Consider the following 20,999-nt stretch of genomic DNA (forward strand, 5'->3'; position numbering starts at 1 on the left):
CAACAGACGATGAGTGCCAGAACTAAGCCCTGGCCCGGCTAGCCGGGTGATCAGAAGCGGTTATCCCAGTTGACACGGCAGCGATATCATCCCGACCCCCGCTCAACAGGCATCACTCAATCATATCAACATGTTTTCACAGGCTCGACCCCAAGCGGACGGCGGCGGAGCGAGAACCCTCCTGGTCTTCTAGGCGAATGCGGACATCGCTGTTAATCGCTCGCGAAAAGAACCGACCGGTCCTCCGTCTCGTCTCCGGCCCGTCCGGGTTTCTTGGGGCGTGCAGCCCGTGAAAGCCTTGTAAACCTTGGCGAAGTGGGATTGGCTGACGAAGCCCGACGCTATCGCGACATCAATGACGGGAATCGCGGAATTCTCAAGCAGGGCGTGTGCCCGCTCGATCCGCAGTTGGCGGTAGAATGCACGTGGCTGCATACCAAGATGCTGCTGGAACAACCGCTCGAGACGGCGGCGCGACATGCCAGACGACGCGGCAAGCGCGTCCATCGTCAGGGGTTCGGAAACTGTTTTCTCCATGAGTTTTACGGCCGCAAGAAGCGGGGAGCATACTCTTTCAAGGCGCATATGCAGGGCCATCACTTGGCGGTCTGCTCGGCTTCGCGCCCTTCCTTGCAACGCGACATCGTTGATCGAGTCTACCAGCTCCTGGCCGAAGTCCTGCTTGATGATTTCCAACACCAAATCAAACGCTGCGGCCTCCCCGGCACAGGTATGGACGAGGCCGTCGATTTCGTAAAAGGCCCGGGAAAAGACGACTTCCGGGAAGTTCTCGACGCTGGGCGCGAACACACTCCAGTGAACCGCACAACGACGGCCGTCGAGCAGGCCATGCTCCGCTAGAATCAGCGCCCCTCGACCAACGCCGGCCACGGAGACGCCCCGCGACATGGCCTCCCTCACCCATGAAACCAAACGAGCTGGAAACACGTCGTCCTTGTCGCCGGGCAGCAATGCCAGAAAGCGGTCCTGATCGAGCGCCTTGGTATTCCGTGCGCATTCGAGGTCACATTCCGCGGCCAGGCTGATGCCACAGCTCGATTGAACGGGTTCACTGTGGTGACTGACGATATTCCAGGAATAGGCCTCGTATCCAAGGACATCATTCGCGATCCGGAGAGGAGCGGTCAACGAAGTGAAGCCCAATAGCGAGAAACCATCCGTGAGGAAGATGCTGAAATGCCGCCGCAAGATCGAGAGCATTTGCGAGACCTCCAGTTTCAGTAGAACAGGCAATTTTGGAAGCCAAAGCCTAAAGCGCGTCGCATTCAAACGACCTCATGCGACGCGCTTTACGTCTTTGTTTTCATGCATGTCGTTGTCCCAAAACCGCTGCACACTTTTGGGCGACATGCATTAAGCAGCAGCGTCCGTTCACTTGATGTACCAGCCCCACCGTTCTTCGCTGACGAAGCGGGTGATCTGCTTGGTCTCGAGATAGTTCTCGAGACCCCAGCGGCCGAGTTCACGCCCGATCCCGGACTGTTTGTATCCGCCCCATGGCGCTTCCGTGAATGTCGGCTGCGAGCAGTTGATCCAGACGATGCCGGCGCGCAGCGCCGCGGCGACCCGATCCGCGCGTGCGTCGTCCTTGGACATCACTGCGGCCGCGAGACCGAACTTGCTGTCGTTTGCCAATGCGATGGCTTCGTCTTCGGTCGCGAATGACCGCAGGCAGACGACCGGGCCGAAGATCTCCTCCTTCCAGGCGTCGCTCTCCGGCGGGACGTCGACCAGCACCGTCGGTTCGACGTAGAAGCCCCTGTTGAATCCCGCGGGCCTGCCGCCGCCGACCGCTACGCGAGCGCCGTCGGAGCGAGCCTTGTCGATGGCGGCGAGGACCTGGTCCATCTGGCGTCGAGACACCAAAGGTCCGAGCAGTACGCCCGGCTCCTGGCCGTCGCCAATCTTGATCTTTCTCGTCTCCTCGACGAGGCGTTTGAGGAACGGTTCGTAGATGTCTTGCTGGACCAACACGCGGGACGTCGCCGAGCACACCTCGCCCTGGTTCCAGAATATGCCGAACATCACCCACTCGACGGCGGCGTCGATATCGGAATCGTCGAACACGAGGAACGGCGACTTGCCGCCTAGTTCCAGGCTCACGCGCTTGATGTCGCGGGCGGCCGCCTGCATGATCTTGGAGCCGACTGCACCGGAGCCGGTGAAGGCAAGCTTGTCGACATCGGAATGGTCGACCAGCGCCTGTCCGGCAACCGGTCCGGCTCCGGTGACGATATTGAGTACGCCCGGAGGCAAGTCGGCCGCCTCAGCGATCACCCCGAGTTCCATCGCCGTCATCGACGTCAGCTCTGCGGGCTTGAGGACCATGGTGCATCCGGCCGCGAGCGCCGGCGCGACCTTCCACGCGCCATGAGCAATGGGTAGTTCCACGGGATAATGGCTCCGACCACGCCTACTGGCTCCTTGACCGCCTTCGAGGTGAAACGGTCGTCGGCCAGCGTGATTCGCTCTTCCGGGTTCCGATCGAGTTCCTCGGCAAGGTCGGCATAGAAATCGAAACAACCCGCCGCGTCGCCGATGTCCCATTCCGCTTCGGGGATCGGCTTGCCGTTGTCGATAGTCTCCATTTGGGCAAGTTCCGAAAGCCTGTTGCGAATGCCCGTTGCGATCGCACGAAGATACCGGGCGCGTTCACCTCCCGACATCTTCGGCCAGGGGCCATGATCAAACGCCCGACGTGCCGCAAGCACCGCGAGGTCCACATCTTCGGCGGTGCCGGATGGCCCGTGATGAACAATCTCTTCGGTTGCGGGATTCAAGATCGGGAATGTGCCGCCCTTGACGGGCTTGACCCAGCAACCATCGATAAAGAGTTCGTTTCGCATTGGCATTCCTTCTATATGGCGCATCGTTGTTTGGCCGACGCGGAGGGTTCTCGCTTGGTTGAGGGCATTGCTGACGGTCGAACGTTCAGCTCGTCGAGGGCTTGGGAACGATCGGAAGAAGCCAGAGGGCGAGCATCGGTGCCTCTCCCGAGCGCATGCCATGGACTATGCCCGGCGGGCTATGGAAGACGCCGCCGATGCCCGGGTCGAACCATTCGGCTTCGTCCTGCCGGAACTCTCCGTTCGAGAGAGCGAGGTAGACCTCCTCGGGCGGATGCGAATGGTCGGGATAGCGGACGTTCGGCCGCATGATCGTCAGACCGACCCAGACGTCGTGGCGATCCTCCGCACCTCCGGGTCCGATGATCATCCCGGTCGCGTGCCCGTCCATGAAATTGTCCGACGCGTTCGGCCCGCCCTCTCTTCGCCTCCATCCAAGGTGCGACAGGAGGGGCCGCAGGGTTTTCGCAAGATCGCCAAGCCGCTCGTCCTTGCCTTCGAGTTCCTCGAGCAAGGGGTCGACCAAGGCGCAGACGGGAAACATTTCGCGCCGAGATGCGGACAGAGGGCGGCCGGAAGATATCGAGCCGAAGACCTTCGCCAGAGCGGACTTAGTGGCCCCATCCACCGTTGCGGACGAAAGGGCCGAGCGAGCTGCCTCGACGAAGGCGCTGACAAGCGGCGAACGGTCATGCATGTTCCTGACCTCCTGCATCGTCGCCAGCGCCGGATTGCTCTCTGAAGTCGGTAATGCGTGTCACTGACTCCCATGCGTCGATCTCTTCGATGACGCGCTCAAGCTTGGCACGTGCCCGAGCCAGGGCATCGCTACCGAGCAGCAGGTGCAGAGGCGGGTCATCGCTGTCGGCCAGAGCGATGATCGCCATCGCGGCGAGTTCGGGATCGCCAACCTGATGTCCGTCCGCCGTTTCGAATGCCGCCGCACTGCGGCCGATGGTCTCCGAATAGGCGGCATCCGCAGCCCCGCTTCGCTGGATGGACCTGGGGGAGAGGAAATCGGTCCGAAATGCTCCGGGAGCGACGGCCGTCACCTTGACGCCGAGCGGGGCGACCTCCAGGGCCAACCCCATCGAAAGACCTTCGAGCGCGGATTTCGCGGCTGTGTAGATGGCCGTCCCGGTCGTGGGCGCGCGCCCTGCGATCGAAGTAATGTTGATGATGTGTCCGGAGCCTTGTTTGCGGAGATGCGGCAACGCCGTTTGGATGATACGCAGCGGCGCGAAGAAGTCGACGGCGAAAAGCGCCTGGACCTCCTGGTCGGTGGCGCTCTCCACCGCGCCGAGAAGTCCATGACCGGCGTTGTTGACGACGACGTCGATCGTGCCGACGAGCTCAAACGCTCTCGTGACACTCGCCTCGGCGGACCCTTGCGCGCCCAGATCGGCCGCGAGGACGTGGAGCGTGCCGAACTCGTGGTCGAGCGAAAACGACCCGGAACGCGCAGTTCCAACCACGGTATCGCCCCGCGCCAACGCCGCCGTGGCCAACGCCCGGCCGAGGCCGCGCGATATGCCGGTGATAAACCAGTTCGTCATGCCACCTCTCCTCTCGTGATGTCCGTTCGGGCCGACCGCCTTGAACACAAAGAGAGCTTACATCCTCGTGCGTTCGCCTTTCGGGTCGTACATCGGCTTCAACGAGGCATGAGCCGGGAAGCGTTCACCGGCGATCTCGATCTCGTATTTCGACGCGAGGATGTCATCGTCGCTTTCGCCGCGGCAGGGAACATAGCCCATCCCGATCGCGGCCCCCAGATGGTGGCCGTAGTTCCCGGAAGTGATGATGGAGACGATCTTGCCGTCGCGCACGAGCGCTTCGTTGTGAAACACCAGGGGTTCCGGATCGTGGAGCCTGAACTGAAGCATCCGCCGCTTGAGACCCTCTTCCCGCTTTCTAAGGATCGCGTCGCGGCCGGTGAAGTCGACCTTGTCGGTCTTGACCGCGAACCCAAGCCCGGCCTCGAGAACGTGATCCTCGTCCGTGATGTCGTGCCCGAAGTGCCTGAAAGCCTTTTCGATCCGGCAGGAGTCGAGCGTATGGAGGCCGCACAGTCTAAGGTCGGACGCCGCGCCCGCCTCTTCGAGCGCCTCGAAAACATGCGCCGCCTGGTCGGACGAGACATAGAGCTCCCATCCCAATTCGCCGACATACGTCACTCGGTGGGCACGGGCGAGCCCCATGCCGATTTCGATCTCCTGCGCGGTCCCGAACGGAAACGCCTCGTTGGAAAAGTTGTTGGGGCTGACCCGGTTGATCACCTCGCGTGCCTTGGGACCCATCAGGACGAGAACGGATTCCGAAGCGGTGATATCTGTGATGACGACGAATTCGCCGTCCCGCACGTGCTTGCGCATCCAGGCAAGATCACGCTGCAGCGTCGCGCCCGGAACGACCGCGAAGAATGCCGTCTCCGAGAGGCGGGTGACGGTGAGATCGCTCTCGATCCCACCTTTCTTGTTGAGCATCTGGGTGTAGACGATCCTGCCAGGCGCGACATCCATTTGGTTCGCGCACAGCCGATTGAGAAACGCGCAAGCGTCGCGGCCTTCGACCCTGATCTTTCCGAAAGAGGTCATGTCGAACAGGCCGACGCCGTTTCTAACGGCGAGGTGTTCCTCCCTCTGGTTCTCGAACCAGTTCTGCCGATTCCAGCTATAGCGGTATTCGCGTTCCTGGCCCGGTTTGGCGAACCAGTTGGCGCGCTCCCATCCGGCGACTTCGCCGAACACGGCACCACGTGCCTTGAGGTGTTCATGCAGCGGCGAGCGGCGGATGCCGCGCGAGGTCTCGACCTGGCGATAGGGGAAATGGTCGGCGTAGAGCAGACCGAGGGTCTCCGTCACCCGCTCCTTGAGGTAAGCGCGGTTCTTCTGGAACGGCTGCGCCCGGCGGATGTCGACGTCCCACAGATCGAAGGGCGGCTCGCCGTCATTCATCCATTGCGCTAGCGCGAAGCCCGCGCCGCCGGACGAGACGATGCCGATGGAATTGTAGCCCGCGGCGATCCAATAGCCTTTCACCTCGGGGGCCTCGCCGAGATAGTAGCGATCGTCGGGGGTGAAGGACTCCGGACCGTTGAAGAACGTGTGAATCCCCGCCGTTTCCAGCATCGGCATCCGGTTTACGGCCATCGCGAGTATCGGCTCGAAATGGTCGAAGTCCTCGGGGAGCTGGTCGAAACAGAAATCCTCGCGGATCCCCTCCATGCCCCACGGCTTTGCCCTTGGTTCGAAGGCACCCAGCATCATCTTGCCCGCGTCTTCCTTGTAGTAGGCGCATTCGTCCGGGACGCGCAGAACAGGGAGGCGGGTGAGGTTTTCGATGGCCTCGGTCACGATGTAGAAGTGCTCGCAGGCATGGAGCGGAAGCGTCACGCCCGATCTCGCGGCCAGATCGCGGCCCCACATGCCGCCGCAATTGACCACCAAATCGGTTTCGATCGTTCCGGCGTCCTCACCGCTGGCCCATGAAACGCCCGTGACCCTCCCGTCGCGCTTGTGAACATCGGTGACCTTGACGTTCTCCAGGATTTTCGCGCCAAGCCGCCTTGCCCCCTTTGCGAGTGCCATCGCGATATTCGCCGGGTCGCACTGTCCATCGAGCGGAAGGTGGACGGCCCCGACGACGTCGGAGATATTGAGATGTGGATACATCTCGTTGACCTCACGAGGAGAGACCTCGTTCACGTCGATGTCGAACGCCCTCGCGAGAGTCGCCTGCCGATAGATTTCCTGCTTGCGCTCCTCGGTGAGGGCGACGGTAATGGAACCGTTTTGGCGCATGCCGGTTGCGATCCCGGTCTCGGCTTCGAGCTTCACGTAAAGGTCGGCCGAGTATTTCGCGAGCCGGGTCATGTTCTGCGACGCGCGCAACTGCCCGATCAGGCCAGCGGCATGCCAAGTCGTGCCGGATGTCAGTTGCTTCCTTTCGAGCAGAACGATGTCGGTCCATCCGAGCTTCGCCAGGTGGTAGGCGACGGAGCATCCGGAAATTCCTCCGCCGATGACAACAACTCGAGCTTTCGTTGGCAAATTGGGCATGCGCGTCTTCTTTCGCAGTTTGGGTCGGCCCTGACAGGCCAACAGGTCGTTAATGAATTTGCCCGGGCGGCGGGCGCAGTTCCCCAATCCGCTCAGTCGGCGGCGCGGAGAGCCCGATTGCGGTCTTACGTTTGCGGCCCGCTATCCCAGTCTTCGGCGACGGCTCTGAAGCGCGCCCTTCGAAACCCGGTCCAGGAGGATGGCGACCGCGACGATCGACAGCCCGGCCCGAAGGCCGAGGCCCATCTCCATTCGCGTCAGCCCCCGCGTGACCTCCGCACCCAGGCCTCCGCCGCCGACGAGGCCGGCCAGGACGACCATGGCGAGGGACAGCAGGATGCACTGGTTCAAGCCTACGATGAGCGTCGGCATCGCCGAAGGAATTTCGATCTTGAACAGGATCGACCGTGTCGGTGCGCCGATCGCCTGTCCCATCTCGACCAGGGGCTTGGGCACCTGGTTGAAAGCCAACGTGGTGAGCCGCAGCATGGGCGGAATGCCGTAGACAATGGTGGCGATGGTCGCGGGGACGCGTCCGAGGCTGAAGACCATGACCGCGGGGATCAGGTAGACCCAAGGCGGGACGGTCTGCATCACGTCCAGGATGGGCCGAAGCCCCGCTTCAAGTCTTTTATGTCGCGAGGCGAGAACCCCGAGGGGAAACGCGATCAGGACGGAGACAAAAACCGCGACGACGACGAGAGCGACCGTCTGCATGCACGCCGTCCAGAGACCTGCCAGCAGGCAGAAGCCGAGCGACACCAACACCACCAGCGCAACGCGAACCGTGGTGAAATAGGCGGCGGCCAAGACTGCCACGGTTATCACGACATAGGCGGGCGGGTAGAGCAGCGCCGACTCGAAGGCGACAAGAACGGACTCGACCGCCTTGGAGACAGCGTCGAAGAACGGATGAAAGTTCGCGTTGAGCCAGTCGACCGCCGGCGCCAGATATGCGCCCGGGGAAAAAAGCAACAGTTCGAAGTTCATCTTGCACCTGCCTTGACGCGGCGGGCCGCATTCTGGGTCAGTCGATCCAGGATCATCGTCAGGATGACGATCGCGATCGCGGCGTTGATGGATGTGGCGATATCAAGCGTTCGTACCGCTCCGTAGATCGTTTCGCCAAGACCGCCGGAGCCGACGATGCCCGCGATAACCACCATGCCGAAGGACATCATCAGACTTTGATTGATGCCCGCCATGACACTCGGGATAGCGAACGGAAGCCTGATCTTCGTGAACATCTGCCCGGGTGTGAGGCCGCTCGCATGGCCGAGTTCGATGAACTCGTGCGGCGTCATCCGGATGCCGAGCGAGGTCAGGCGGATCGCGGGTGGCATCGCCACGACGACCGTGGCGATCAATGCCGTTGCCGGGCCATAGCCCAGAAGCGCGATTGCTGGCAGGAGGTAGATGTATGGCGGAAGCGTCTGGATAAGGTCCAGAACGGGTTCGAGTGCTTTGTTCAGGGTGGCCAGGAATCCCGCCGCGATACCGATTGGAATGGCGACCGCGAGCGCCAGAACTGTGGCGGTGGCCACCAGTGCGAGCGTGCTCATGGTTTCAGCCCATAAACCCATGATGGCGCAGAATGCGAGCGCGACGCCCGTCAAGATCGCGGAAACGAGACCCATCAGCCTCCAGGTAAGCAACGCCACGATGAGGGTGACGACATAGAACGGCGCGAACTGGAGGAGCCAGAGGATGCCGTCGTAGGTGCCCTCAAGTATTCCCCGCAAAAAGTCGAAAGCCCACTCGCCGTTGTCGCTGATCCAGGCAAGCCCGTCATCGACCCATATGTCGAAAGTGTCGGTGAGGACTGAGGTGTCCATTGAGCCCTCCTATCAAGCCGCCGCGCGAGCTTCAGCGGGACTGCCCGCGACGCCGCGAAGCAGACCTCTGGCGGTGACCACGCCGACGACCTTGCCGTCGTGCACGACCGCTACGGCATCGCGATCCGATTGCATCGTCAGATCGATAAGCTCTCCGATGTCGGCATCCGGCGTTGTCCTGAGCAGGGCGTCGACATCGCAGTTGGGATGCGCGGCCCTGAACTCGGCGACTGGCTTCATCACGGAATGCGCCTTCACCAGATGGATTCGCGAAATACCCGCGACGAAGTCGGCGACATAGTCGTCCGCCGGCCTGGTGACGATCTCCTCGGCGGTACCGACCTGAACGATGACACCGTCCTTCATGATGGCGATCCGATCGCCGATACGGATGGCCTCGTCGAGGTCATGGGTAATGAACACCGACGACTTGCCCAACGATTTCGTCAGTTGCCGGAACTCGTCCTGGAGCTGTCGGCGGATAAGCGGATCGAGAGCGCTGAACGGCTCGTCCATCAGGATGATCTCTGGGTCAGCGGCGAGCGCCCGGGCGAGCCCGACGCGCTGTTGCATGCCGCCCGACAGTTCGGAAGGGTACCTTGCGGTCCAGTCGGACAAGCCGACCTTTCCCAGGGCGGCAAGCGCGATCTCGTTGCGTTGCTCCCTGGCGATACCGCGCACTTCAAGCCCGAAAGCAGCATTCTCGAGCACCGTTCTGTACGGCAAGAGCGCGACGCTCTGGAATACCATGCCGATGGTGTTGGCACGCATCTCGCGCAGTTCCGCAGGTTTCAGGGCCGAGATTTCCCGCCCTTTCACCGTGATGGTGCCAAGGCTCGGTTCGATCAGGCGGTTGAAGAGACGGACAAGCGTGGACTTGCCGCTGCCGGACAGGCCCATCACGCAGAAGATTTCCCCTCGGCGTAACTGCAGGCTGGCGTCCGCGACGCCGACCACACAGTCGAAGTCCTGGAGGACTTGCTTCTTCGACAGGCCACGCTCGGAGACCGCCTTCACCGCTGCGGGAGCGCGTGCCCCGAATATCTTCCAGACGTTCCGGCAGTCGAGCAGCACGTCGTTGTCATTGATTTTCTTTTCCATGACATTCCCCAGAGCCAGTCTACGACCGGTCATTATTGGCGGAGGGCGAGCCGTCGACGCCGCCGCGGCTCGCCTGCTTCGATCATTCTCCCTTGATGTTTTCCCAACGCTTCAGGAGATCCGCATGATTGTCGGTCCAGTCCTTGATCGCTTCGTCCATGGTCTTACCGTCGGCGACCGCACCGTTGATGGCGGTTATGTCAGCAAGCGGAACATAGACGCTCGAGATGATCTCGCGAGCTCGGGGATTTTCCTCGGAAAAGCCCTTGGTCCCGATCCAGTAGTAGGTCTGCGCCGCGGGGAAGATGTTCTTCGAGTCCTTGAGGAACTTCAGCGGATACTTCTGCATCATCCAGGAAGGTTCCCAGATCGTCACCGCGATCCATTCCTTCCGTTCGACTGCCGATTTCAGGGCGGCCGTCATTGCGGCGGTGCTGCCCTCGACGGTCTGAAGCTTGAGATCGTATTCCTTGGAGGCGGTGGCCATGTCGCGCATAAGACCGGAACCCGGCTCGACGCCGATGATCTTGTTGCCGAACTTGTCGGCGTTCTCGTTCAACTGCTCCATCGTGTCGATGTTCACGTAGTTCGGAACGGCGACAGCCTGATAGAGGCCATGCGAAACCGGCGAGATTTTCTCGAGACGCCGCTTGTTCTTGTCCCAGTAGTCGTAGGTCACGTAGTTCACGTGCGATGTCAGGATTTGAATGTCGCCCTTGCCGAGCGCTGCGAACGCGATGCCCCATTCGGAGAACGGGACGACCTTGACCGTGTAGCCCTGGTCTTCGAGGACTTTCTTCGTGATACCCGTGATGGGCATCAGATCCTCCCAGGACAAGGTTCCCATCGTAATGGTCTTCTCCTCCGCGTGGGCGGACAGGAACGTCATGCCCACCATCGCCGCCGCGACCAGTGCTTTCAACAATGCCTTCATTTCACTCACTCCTCCGTATTGTTCCCACTCCATCGGAGACCCGTTACGGGCTCCTCATTGCGCGGCGAGTCATCAAGTCTCGTGGCGTGCACGCAATTCCGTCCTCCCGACCTCTCGGTCGAACCGGAGCCCGCGCCCCTCGGCGCTCGCTCTCCGGGCATTCACATGTGTCTCGTCAGTCCGCCATCCACACGCAGGTTCTGACCGGTGATGTAGCCCGCGTCCTCGGAAAGCATGAACGCAGCCGTCTTGGCGATCTCGGCGACGGTACCGATCCGGCGAAGCGGGATCGGATCGGCCGCCTCGGCTGGATGCGCCATACTGGCGATGTAACCGGGAAGAAGCGCGTTCATGCGGATGTTCCGGGGACCGTACTTGTCCGAGTACATCTTGGTGTAGGCGGCCACGGCCGCCCGGTAGGCGCACGAGATGGGATAGTTCGCGTCCGGTTCGAAGGTGGCGAGCGTCGTGATGTTGAGGAACGCTCCGCCTCCCTGGTCGAGCATGAGAGGGGTCACGAGCTTCGCCATCCGTTGGACCGAGAGCAGGATCGAACGGTTACCGTCTTCCCAGACCGCGTCGTCGATCTCGAGCAGATCGCCCGTCGGCGGATGAGCGGTGTTGTTGACGACAGCGTCGATCCGGCCATAGGCCGAGCGGGCGAGTGCAACCAATGCCTCGAGATCGGCCAGACTGTCAGTGGAGCCGCGCATCCCCTTGCCGCCAAGTTCGACAGCAAGCGCTTCCGAACTGCCCGAAGGCGACATGAGAACCAGGCGGTAGCCGGCACGATGGAGTTCGCGGGCGATGGCCGCTCCCATTTCGCGGCCGCCTCCCGTTATGATCGCGACTGGTTTCGAGGTTTCCAAGTTCACGAGCGGAGCTCCAGTTCGAAAGAGTTGGTGTTTGGCGATCTAGCGCGTTGAACCGTCGAGCAAGGGCGCGAGGGCCTCCTGAAGCGCCCTGTCCTGTTCTGCCTTCAGTTTCGCGAGGGGCTTGCGGACATTGCCCGTTCCGTAGCCGCGGAGCTGGGCTGCCCGCACGACGGACGGCGTGTAATGCGTTCTCCAGATGAAGAGGAGAGAGGGAAGCATCCGCTTCCAAAGCTCCAGGGCTTCCGCGTATTTGCCAGCGGAAACGAGGTCGTAGAGACGGACCGCCTCGTGAGGCATGTAGTTCGCCCCGCCCCAGATCACGCCCTTCGTACCCGCCATCAATGCGTAGACCGTGGTCGTGTCGCAGCCGTTCAGAACCGACGCCGATGTCGACAGATACTCCTGATGGACGGTGAGGTCGCCAGCGCTATCCTTGATCCAGTTGAAATTCCTGAGCGTCGTGAGGCGTTGCAGGAGTTCGACCGAGACCGAAATGCCCGTGTTCTGCGGAATGTTGTATCCGATGATGTCGATGCCGATCGCGGCATCGATTTCCTTGTAGAAGGCGAACAGGCCGTCGTCGTCGCCCGGACCCTCGAAATAGGGCGGAAGGATCATGAGTGCATCAGCGCCGATCGATTCCGCATGCCGGGAGCGTCGGATCACCTCGTCCATATTCAACGCGGACGTCTGGCAGATGACGTTGCAGCGGCTGCCTATGCGCTTGGCACCTATCTCGTAGAGCTTGTTGCACTCGTCCTCGGTGAGGTAGGGATGCTGTCCGGTGCCGGCACCGAGCACCAGTCCGTGAACCCCCGCATCAACATACTTGTCGATCAGTTCCTCGAAAATCTGGAAGTTCACCGTCCCGTCGTCGTTGAACGGGGTTTGCATCGCGAGATTGATGCCCTTGAGATCAGCCATTCTTGTAGTCCCTTTCGCTAAACTTCCTTGCCAGCCTGTTTGAAGCGCCATCCCGTGACGAACCGGACGCCCGTCGATGTGATGAGCTTCGGATAGGCGCGTGAAGGCGCGACGCGCCGCTTGAGGATTTCGATGATGGGCGACGATCGGCCCACGGCGAGTTCGGCGACGGATTTGCCGAAGGATGTCCCTCTCGAAACCCCTGTGCCGTTGCAGAATGCCGCGCCGAAGACGTTGTCCGCGAGTTCGCCGAAGACCATGCCGCCGTTCTGCGCGAGCGTCAGCAGGCCGCCCCAGCTCGCCACGAATCCCATCGACGAAAGCTCCGGCCATCGGCGGTCGAACGCGACCTGCTGTTGCATCTTCGCGCTTTCGACATCCTTGAACGTGGTCTTGAAATCGGCCGCGTAGGAGTAGACGTTCCGCAGAATGAGGCGGTTGTCGTTTGTGCGCCGGACAGTCGTGCCGAAGCTGTTGGCCGGGATCAGCCCGTAGCCTCCACGATCGCCGACCTTGGCCAGCTCCGCGGTCGTCAGCTCGCGGGTCATGCTGGCAAAGGTATAGAGCGGGATCGCGCTGTTCGGATAGAAACCAAACTCGGTGAGGTAGCCCGCCGCGCAGATGATGACCTTGCTGGCCGTGATCACGCCCGTCGGCGTCTGGAACGTGTGGAACGGCTTGCCGTAGTCGGCTCCGGTGATCGCCGTATACTCGTAGACTGTGACGTTCTTCGGCAGAGCGCGCGCGGCGTTCTTCAGATATTTCGCCGGGTGGATCAGGATCGTCCCGGGGTGGTGCAGCGCCCGGATGTAGTGCCTGCTTCCGGTCAGCGCCTGAATCTCATCCTTTTCGACCCAGCGGTAGCTCTGTCCCATCTTGTCGAGGGCGTGGGAGAAATTGACGAGGTCGGCCACGCCGTGCTCGGTCGCGGCGCTATGGTATTTGCCCTGCGGGTCCCAGTCGCAATCCACCCCGAGTTCCTCGACGGAGGAACGCAGGTAGGCGTTGCCGTCCAGGTTGACTTCGAGCTCCTCGCGATTGCCCTTGATGTCTTCCACGAAATCCTGCTTGCGCGGATTGTGCGCTAGGTCGATCGCGAAACCCATGCAGCGGCCGGACGCGTTGTTGCCAATGCGCCCCGCATCGACCAGAACGACCGTCGCGTCCGGACGAAGCTCGGCGTAGCGGCGGGCGGCATGCAAACCCATCCATCCCGCGCCTATCACCAGGCACTCGCAGTTCGTCTGACCGCTTTGGGAGAGCAGCGGGAGGTCTGGCCCCGATGTCATATACCAGCCCGACACCGTCGGTTCATCGTGTGGTCGGGGCACGGAAACATGCTCCCGCGGCGCGTTTCGATGTGTCGGAGCCACGTTGTTCTCTCTCGGTTCTGGTAAATTTCGCGGGGCCTCCCGAGCATCCCGCCGTTAAAGTCTGTCGCGAGCTAAACATACAAAAGACACTCTCTGTAGACGGAAAAGATGTCACCTGATATGAATCCCATTCATGTCAAAGCTCCGCTCCCTGCTGCCGTCGCCGCATTCCTTGTTCGTCTTCGAAGCAGCTGCCCGAAACCTGAATTTCGCAGCGGCTTCAAAGGAGTTGAACGTCACACAGCCAAGCGTTTCCCATTCGATAAAGGCTCTGGAGAAGCATTGCGGCACCGCCCTATTCGTAAGGGAGAACAGGGGCGTGCAGCTCACCGAGGCCGGGCGGGTGCTTTACGACGGCGTGCGGGCGAGCTTTACCAGGATGGAGGACAGCTTCAGGGCGATCTCCCCCGAAGCCACCCAATACCTGACGCTGGCGGCATCCACGTCAGTGGCCGCACATTGGCTTATGCCCAAGCTCTACCAGCTCCAGCACGACCACCCGAACCTGAAGATCAAGGTCGTCACCACCGACCGGGACGTGGAGCCTGACTCCGAAATCGACATGACGATCTGGATTCGGGATCGGGGATTTCAGCGGCAAAACACGTGGTTCGTTTGCGACGAGGTAGTGTTCCCGGTGTGCTCGCCTGCCTACCTTGCCGAACGCCCTCGCATAAGAACCGTCGCGGACCTGCCTGACCACCAGTTGCTCCACTCCTTCGACGCCCACCGCAAGCGGATCGGCTGGGAGGAATGGTTCGACCTCGTGGGAGCCGGATCGGTGCAAGCACCGCCCAAAATGGTGTTGAACGACTATCAGCTTGTTATGCAGGGAGCACTCTCGGGTGAGGGTATTGCTCTCGGATGGAATTTTTCAGCTCAGCTGTTGCTTCGGAACAAGCTCCTCGTGAAGCCACTGGACGTTTCCGTGCGGACGGGAGGAGCGTTTTTCCTGGTCGCCAACCAACGAAGAGCCGAACAGGAGAACCTCGACATTCTTGTTGCGTGGTTGCTCTCGCAGACTAGGGACCTACGCTGAAACGGCATTCGCCGAGTGGAACGCGGCCCTCGCTTTGACGCTCTCAGGTCTAGTCGTCTTTTACCTGATCGGTTTCTGCCATAACAGGCTGGTGAAGCTAGGGCTCATCCATTGTGGCTGAGCTTCGTGGTCAGCACACTCGACATTGTGCTGCATTTTGCCTGATCGTCGGCACGAATCCTTTGGCGAAGCCGAGATGCCGCAGGCTATGCAACTGCGCGAGGGCTCCTTCACCTCTCTCCTGATCTTCGTTTGCCTCGCCGCGCTGACGCTGTCGCCGCTCTTTGGCGCTCTGGGTTGGCGTTTCCGCGGCCGTCTCGTGGAGTGTGGCGGTCGCCTGGGTGATCGCGCAGCCGGGGACGCTCACCGCGGCCGACTGACGACGACGTCGTGAGGGCGTTGCGCTGCACGCAGTTGATGGGCGCTCCGGTACGGCAATGGTCAGCCCGACAGGGCACACGAGTTCGCTTCGCCACTTCCGCGACACATGTCGTTACAAACGTCGAGTCGGGCAGACACATCGTCGATACACACAGGCGCTCAAATGGCGGCATTGGCTTCGAAAACGAAGCTCGACCCAATAGGCGAAAGGACGATGATATGAAAACGTCTCGGATCATGGCGGCTGCACTGCTGATCGTTGGAAGCGGATTGGCGCTGCATGCGGCCAACGCTCAACAAGCGGGCATTCAGCGCACGGATCTCCTGCAGCACGACCTCGGTACGGCTGGCCGCGAGGCAGTCCAGGTGCGGGTCGATTTCGAACAGGAAGCAGTCTCCATCAAGCACTCTCATCCGGGTGAAGAGATTGCCTATGTCCTCGAAGGCTCGCTGGAATATCAGCTCGAGGGGAGAGCACCGGTCATCCTTCATGCCGGGGAAGCCTTGTTTATCCCGGCCGGAGTGGCGCACGTGGCGAAGAATGTCGGCAACGGCAAGGCATCGGAGCTTGCGACATACGTTGTCGAGAAAGGCACCCCGCTGGTCGTTCCGGTCAAGTGAGCGATTGACATGGATACTGAGAACCACCTGGAAGGAAGTGCGAAGATGACCGCACAGCGAGTGTCCGACGCGCCCGTGTTGTCCCGCCGGGCTCTGCTCCTGAACGGAGCTGCGGCGGCAGCCTTTACGGCTTTGCGCCCTGCAACGGCCCTCGCCCAAGCGGCTGCGTCCGCGATCTTGGACGCCGATGCCGTTCGCCCCTTCCGTGTGGATGTGCCGGCGGCAGCGCTCGTCGACCTCCGCCAGCGCCTTGCCGCCACACGCTGGCCCGACCCGGAGACGGTCGACGACCGCTCCCAGGGCGTGCAGCTTGCGAAGCTTCAATCACTCGTCAGCTACTGGGAAACGCACTACGACTGGCTTAAGGCGGAAGCGAAACTCAACGCCCTCCCGCAGTTCCTGACGAAGATCGATGGCCTCGACATCCACTTCATCCATGTTCGCTCCCGTCATGCAGATGCATTGCCGCTCATCATGACCCACGGCTGGCCCGGGTCGGTCTTCGAACTGCTGAAAGTCATCGGTCCGCTGACTGATCCCACGGCGCATGGAGGGGTCGCGGAGGACGCCTTCCATCTCGTGCTTCCGTCCATTCCCGGCTTCGGCTTTTCCGAGAAGCCGAAAGCTACAGGCTGGAACCCGGACCGAGTTGCCCAAGCCTGGGACGTTCTCATGACACGGCTTGGATATATGACCTACGTGTCCCAGGGTGGCGACTGGGGTGCGATCATCTCCGATGCCCTGGCTCGCCGGGCTCCCGAAGGTCTGCTTGGCATTCACGTCAACCGGATCGAGCGCGCAACCACGATCCCGCCAGAAATTGCCAAGGCGTTGAGAAGCGGCGATCCTGCACCGGCCGACCTCACCGCCGAGGAACGGGCAGTTTTTGATGAGGCCAGGGAGTTCCTCAGTAAAGGTTTCGGCTATGCGGCGCTCATGGCGACGCGCCCGCAAACCATCGGTTACAGTCTGGCCGACTCGCCGGTCGGACTGGCGGCGTGGTTCTATGACAAGCTCGCCGACTGGGTGTTCACCCGTGGCGAACCGGAACGCGCGCTGAGCCGCGACGAGATCCTCGACAACATCACGCTCTACTGGCTGACGAATACCGGGACCTCAAGCGGCCGGATTTACTGGGAGAACAGCGCCGGCACTGGCAAGTCGGCCCCGATCGCGATCCCGGCGGCGGTGACAATCTTCCCCGGAGAAGTTTACAGGCCGCCGAAGAGCTGGGCGGGACGCGCCTACCTCAACCTGATTTACTACAACCGCGCCGACAAGGGCGGCCATTTCGCCGCCTGGGAAGAGCCGGACCTGTTCAGCGCCGAGCTGCGGGCGGCTTTCCGGCCGATGCGTCAACTCTAATCGGCACGGGCGCACGAAGCGGTGAATTCCGCTACCACGGCGCTCTCATTTTGATAAGTAATGGCAGTCGAACGGTGGAGATCGCGCCATGGAGCACATCGACCACATCTTGATCGTTGATGACGATCGGGAAATCCGGGAGCTTGTGTCGAGCTACCTGAAGAAGAACGGCCTGCGCGTCACCGCCGTCGCCGACGGGCGGCAGATGCGCGCGTTCCTCGAGGCCAACACGGTCGACCTCATCATCCTCGACCTGATGATGCCAGGCGACGATGGGCTGGTTTTGAGCCGCGAGCTGCGCGTCGGTAGACACAAGGCGACACCGATTGTCATGCTGACTGCCCGCTCCGACGAGATGGACCGCATCATCGGTCTCGAAATGGGCGCCGACGACTATCTCGCCAAGCCGTTTTCGGCACGCGAGTTGCTCGCCCGCATCAAGGCGGTCCTGCGGCGCGCGCGCATGCTGCCTCCCAACCTGCAGATCTCGGAAGCCGGCCAGCTGCTGCGTTTCGGTCAATGGAAGCTCGACACCACGGCAAGGCACCTGATCGATGCGGACGGCACGGTGATTGCGCTCAGCGGAGCCGAATACCGGCTGCTGCGCGTCTTCGTCGACCATCCCCAGCGCGTCCTCAACCGAGACCAATTGCTCAATCTGACGCAGGGACGCGACGCCGAACTCTTTGACCGCTCCATCGATCTCCTGGTCAGCCGGGTTCGCCAGCGCCTCGGCGACGATGCCCGCGAGCCGACCTACATCAAGACGGTCCGCAGCGAAGGCTATGTTTTCTCGATGCCGGTCGAAATCGTGGAACCGCGCTGATGGCGACGGCCGCCCTCAAAGGAATTCGTCTATGGCCGCGCACACTCAGGGCGCGACTGTTCATTATCCTTCTTGCCGGTCTGGCGATCGCTCACGCCATGTCATTTGCGGTGCTGTTTTCAGAACGCTATGTCGCCGCCAGGTCGGTGATGTTCAATACGCTCGAAAACGACGTTGCGACCTCGATCGCCATCCTCGACCGGCTGCCTGCGGCCGAACGCGCCGCCTGGCTCGATCAACTTGCTCGCGGCTCCTACCGGTTCGTTCTGGGGCCGGGCATTTCCGGCGATACTGTACTTGAGCCCAACGACGCCGAGGTCGCCGCCAAGATCCAGGCTGCAATAGGCGCGAAATACCCGACCAAGGTCGAATCGATCCCCGGACCGACGCGCCATCTTCAGGCGCATCTTCGCTTGAGCGACGGCGAGCCACTGACGATAGACGTCACGCCAAGGGGCGTCATGCCCGTTGCCGACTGGCTGCCTTACGTGCTCGTTGCGCAGCTTTCGCTGTTGCTATTGTGCAGCTGGTTCGCGGTGCGACAGGCGATCCGTCCTCTCGCCAATCTGGCGAGAGCCGCCGACACGCTGGACCCGAACAGCAGCACGCCGCGCCTCGCCGAGACCGGACCGACGGAAGTGGCCTACGCGGCAACAGCCTTCAATGCGATGCGGGATCGCATCGCGCAGTATCTGGAGGAGCGCGTGCAGATCCTTGCTGCGATCTCACATGATCTGCAGACGCCGATCACCCGCATGAAGCTGCGCGCCGAAATGGCCGACGGATCCGCCGAGCGGGACAAGCTGCTCCAGGACCTTGGCGAAGTCGAGCGCCTCGTCAAGGAAGGGGTCGCCTATGCACGCAGCGCCCACGGCAAGGAGGAGAAAGCCTCACGCATCGATCTCGCCTCGTTCATCGAGAGCCTTGCCTATGACTATCAGGATACCGGCAAGGCGGTCACGATCGGGGAATTGGCAGGCGGCGCGATTGTGACCCGGCCTCACGCCTTGCGGCGGATCCTCACCAACCTGATCGACAATGCGCTCAAGTTCGCCGGCAGTGCGGAAATCGAGGCTCAGCGCCAGGACGGCACCGTCTTCATCAAAGTGCTCGATCGCGGTCCCGGCATTCCGGACGACCAGTTGGAAGCAGTCCTGAAACCCTTCTTCCGCCTGGAGCAGTCGCGTAACCGCGACACCGGGGGCACGGGACTTGGCCTTGCAATCGCCCATCAGCTCGCAACCGCGATTGGTGCCACGCTCACCTTGCGCAACCGCGACGGCGGCGGTCTGCTGGCCGAAATCAGTCTCCGACAATAGGCCCTCAGCCCCTCGATAATAATACATCAGGGCGGCCCCGGCCGCCCTGATGTGGCATCATTCATGCAGCAGCCCATTCAGGCGCGCTGCGGCTCGCCCGTCTGCTCCCGCACGATGTATTCGGCGTACCAGTTCGGCCAATCCTCGTCGCGGTGACCGAGCTGCTTCTCGTATTCGCCGTGGGCGGCCTCGGCGCGGCGGAACGCGCCCGCAAGATCGGTGGCCGAGGCGAATGTCGTGGTGCTCGCGTCGATCCGCCCGGGCAACCGCGTGGTGACCTCCTGGAAAAGCCAGCCGTTGCCATCCGGATCGCGGAACGAGGCATAAGAGCGGTAGCTGCGGCGATCGGGATCCGCACCGCCAACCCTATGCCGCCCAAACAGATAGGGCTCGTCGTTGCCCGCCTGCACGTCGCCGGCATGAAACACTTCGCTGATATCGATGCCGCGGCGACGCAAGTCCTCGCGGGCGGCCTCTATGTCGGAAACGACGAGGTACAGGCCTTGGGCGGAGCCCGGTCGCGCGTCAGTGACATTTTTTCCGAAGATGACCGAGGCGCCGGATCCCGGCGGTGTGAACTGGATCACCCGGTAGCCGTCATCCCCGGCAAAATCAGCATCGAGGCGCCAGCCGAGGCTCGCGTAGAATGCTTTGGCGCGCTCGACATCCGAGACGGGGACGACGATGACCTCGAGCTTCATGTCGATCGGCTGCGCTGTTTCGCTGTTGATTGCAGTGCTCATGATTTTCTCCTTGTGTTTGAGAGGCGCATCGCGCCGGTGCAAATTGGCGTGCCGCGATCTGAACGCTGCCGTGGGCTGGCGCGAAAATCGCCGGCTCTCCCCGACCGAAACGCGTCCGGTCGGGGCATCTCCTTCAGTGTCAGACGATGTTGATCGCGACGTCGATATTGCCGCGTGTCGCCTTGGAGTAGGGGCAGGTCTGATGCGCCCGCTCGACCAGCGCCTCTGCCGTGTCACGGTCGATGCCCGGCAGGCTCACATTGAGCCGGGCCTGCAACGAATAGGAGCCTGCGCCATGGCGAAGATCCACTTCCGCATCGACCGCCAGATCGGCCGGAAGCGTTACCTTCCGCTCGCTGGCCGCCTTTCCGATTGCTCCGATGAAGCAGGCCGACCAGCCGGCCGCAAAGAGCTGCTCCGGATTGGTCCCCTGCCCCGAACTGCCGGGTGAGGAAAGCTTGATGTCGAGGCGCCCGTCAGAACTGCGGGATGCGCCTTCACGGCCACCGGTGGTGTGCGTCTTGCCGGTGTAAAGTACCTTCTCGATCTCGGTCATGGTGTCCTTCCTTCGACGGAGTTGATGACGCCGAGCCAATTTGGATTGTCCGACTGTCGAGGCACACATGCCGCTCCGCACGTGTATGGAATGTTTCGTCGCCGGGCGGAAAAGTAAGCGAATGCCGGCAGAATGCGGAACGACACACTACGATACGAACGCGCTGTCAGAGGCGACGC

General features: G+C 61.8%; 19 protein-coding genes and 1 pseudogene. 6 read left to right on the top strand and 14 right to left on the bottom strand.

The genetic code is table 11. The features are described from left to right. Positions 1–189: 189 nt before the first annotated feature. The 12 genes and pseudogenes from ATC00_RS11100 to ATC00_RS11155 all read right to left on the bottom strand — a co-directional run bounded on the left by ATC00_RS11100 (position 190) and on the right by ATC00_RS11155 (position 13,886). On the bottom strand, positions 190–1,221 hold the full coding sequence (locus ATC00_RS11100; RefSeq protein ID WP_064252780.1) for a GlxA family transcriptional regulator: 1,032 nt from the start codon (positions 1,219–1,221) through the stop codon (positions 190–192). A 171-nt stretch (positions 1,222–1,392) separates the two neighbouring features. Next, positions 1,393–2,867: pseudogene (locus ATC00_RS11105) on the bottom strand (aldehyde dehydrogenase family protein). Between the two features lie 85 nt (positions 2,868–2,952). After that, positions 2,953–3,564 carry a dimethylsulfonioproprionate lyase family protein gene (locus ATC00_RS11110; protein WP_064252781.1) on the bottom strand — a complete coding sequence of 204 codons (612 nt, stop codon included), beginning with the start codon at positions 3,562–3,564 and terminating at the stop codon, positions 2,953–2,955. Further along, a complete protein-coding gene (locus ATC00_RS11115) occupies positions 3,557–4,423 on the bottom strand; it encodes an SDR family NAD(P)-dependent oxidoreductase (protein WP_064252782.1) in 867 nt (288 codons plus the stop codon). The genes ATC00_RS11110 and ATC00_RS11115 overlap by 8 nt, the downstream gene beginning before the upstream one ends. A gap of 57 nt (positions 4,424–4,480) precedes the next feature. After that, positions 4,481–6,928: a GcvT family protein gene (locus tag ATC00_RS11120; RefSeq protein WP_064252783.1), complete on the bottom strand. Its 2,448-nt coding sequence runs from the start codon at positions 6,926–6,928 to the stop codon at positions 4,481–4,483. A gap of 141 nt (positions 6,929–7,069) precedes the next feature. After that, on the bottom strand, positions 7,070–7,918 hold the full coding sequence (locus tag ATC00_RS11125) for an ABC transporter permease (RefSeq protein ID WP_064252784.1): 849 nt from the start codon (positions 7,916–7,918) through the stop codon (positions 7,070–7,072). Next, the gene (locus tag ATC00_RS11130) at positions 7,915–8,763 is read right to left on the bottom strand and encodes an ABC transporter permease (RefSeq protein WP_064252785.1); all 849 of its coding nucleotides are present in this window, start codon (positions 8,761–8,763) and stop codon (positions 7,915–7,917) included. The genes ATC00_RS11125 and ATC00_RS11130 overlap by 4 nt, the downstream gene beginning before the upstream one ends. Positions 8,764–8,775: 12 nt before the next feature. Then, complete coding sequence (locus ATC00_RS11135) at positions 8,776–9,864, bottom strand: quaternary amine ABC transporter ATP-binding protein (RefSeq protein ID WP_064252786.1); 1,089 nt, start codon at positions 9,862–9,864, stop codon at positions 8,776–8,778. 82 nt (positions 9,865–9,946) lie between these two features. Further along, positions 9,947–10,798, bottom strand: a complete 852-nt coding sequence (locus ATC00_RS11140; protein ID WP_064252787.1) for a glycine betaine ABC transporter substrate-binding protein — start codon at positions 10,796–10,798, stop codon at positions 9,947–9,949. 161 nt (positions 10,799–10,959) lie between these two features. Continuing rightward, on the bottom strand, positions 10,960–11,667 hold the full coding sequence (locus tag ATC00_RS11145) for an SDR family oxidoreductase (protein ID WP_153045206.1): 708 nt from the start codon (positions 11,665–11,667) through the stop codon (positions 10,960–10,962). A 45-nt stretch (positions 11,668–11,712) separates the two neighbouring features. After that, on the bottom strand, positions 11,713–12,597 hold the full coding sequence (locus ATC00_RS11150) for a dihydrodipicolinate synthase family protein (protein WP_064252789.1): 885 nt from the start codon (positions 12,595–12,597) through the stop codon (positions 11,713–11,715). A gap of 17 nt (positions 12,598–12,614) precedes the next feature. Next, positions 12,615–13,886 (bottom strand): NAD(P)/FAD-dependent oxidoreductase, encoded by a 1,272-nt coding sequence (locus ATC00_RS11155; RefSeq protein WP_268801680.1) that lies wholly within the window; start codon positions 13,884–13,886, stop codon positions 12,615–12,617. A gap of 217 nt (positions 13,887–14,103) precedes the next feature. Between ATC00_RS11155 and ATC00_RS11160 the strand changes: the two genes are divergently transcribed. The 6 genes from ATC00_RS11160 to ATC00_RS11185 all read left to right on the top strand — a co-directional run bounded on the left by ATC00_RS11160 (position 14,104) and on the right by ATC00_RS11185 (position 19,521). Further along, on the top strand, positions 14,104–15,009 hold the full coding sequence (locus tag ATC00_RS11160; RefSeq protein WP_064252790.1) for a LysR substrate-binding domain-containing protein: 906 nt from the start codon (positions 14,104–14,106) through the stop codon (positions 15,007–15,009). Between the two features lie 196 nt (positions 15,010–15,205). Continuing rightward, positions 15,206–15,403: a hypothetical protein gene (locus ATC00_RS11165; RefSeq protein WP_064252791.1), complete on the top strand. Its 198-nt coding sequence runs from the start codon at positions 15,206–15,208 to the stop codon at positions 15,401–15,403. Positions 15,404–15,609: 206 nt separating this feature from the next. Next, a complete protein-coding gene (locus ATC00_RS11170) occupies positions 15,610–16,011 on the top strand; it encodes a cupin domain-containing protein (protein WP_064252792.1) in 402 nt (133 codons plus the stop codon). A 45-nt stretch (positions 16,012–16,056) separates the two neighbouring features. Continuing rightward, positions 16,057–17,376, top strand: a complete 1,320-nt coding sequence (locus ATC00_RS11175; protein ID WP_064252793.1) for an epoxide hydrolase family protein — start codon at positions 16,057–16,059, stop codon at positions 17,374–17,376. Between the two features lie 88 nt (positions 17,377–17,464). Next, a complete protein-coding gene (locus tag ATC00_RS11180) occupies positions 17,465–18,202 on the top strand; it encodes a response regulator (protein ID WP_064252794.1) in 738 nt (245 codons plus the stop codon). Continuing rightward, positions 18,202–19,521, top strand: a complete 1,320-nt coding sequence (locus tag ATC00_RS11185; protein ID WP_082912238.1) for a sensor histidine kinase — start codon at positions 18,202–18,204, stop codon at positions 19,519–19,521. The genes ATC00_RS11180 and ATC00_RS11185 overlap by 1 nt, the downstream gene beginning before the upstream one ends. A gap of 77 nt (positions 19,522–19,598) precedes the next feature. Here the strand turns inward: ATC00_RS11185 and ATC00_RS11190 are convergent, their stop codons facing one another. Together ATC00_RS11190 and ATC00_RS11195 are read right to left on the bottom strand one after the other, a co-directional pair. Beyond that, entirely contained in the window at positions 19,599–20,264 is a 666-nt protein-coding gene (locus tag ATC00_RS11190; protein ID WP_064252796.1) for a VOC family protein, read from the bottom strand. A 139-nt stretch (positions 20,265–20,403) separates the two neighbouring features. Then, positions 20,404–20,820: an organic hydroperoxide resistance protein gene (locus tag ATC00_RS11195; RefSeq protein ID WP_064252797.1), complete on the bottom strand. Its 417-nt coding sequence runs from the start codon at positions 20,818–20,820 to the stop codon at positions 20,404–20,406. Positions 20,821–20,999: the final 179 nt, after the last annotated feature.

This window comes from Sinorhizobium americanum (assembly GCF_001651855.1).
GTDB classification, from domain to species: domain Bacteria; phylum Pseudomonadota; class Alphaproteobacteria; order Rhizobiales; family Rhizobiaceae; genus Sinorhizobium; species Sinorhizobium americanum.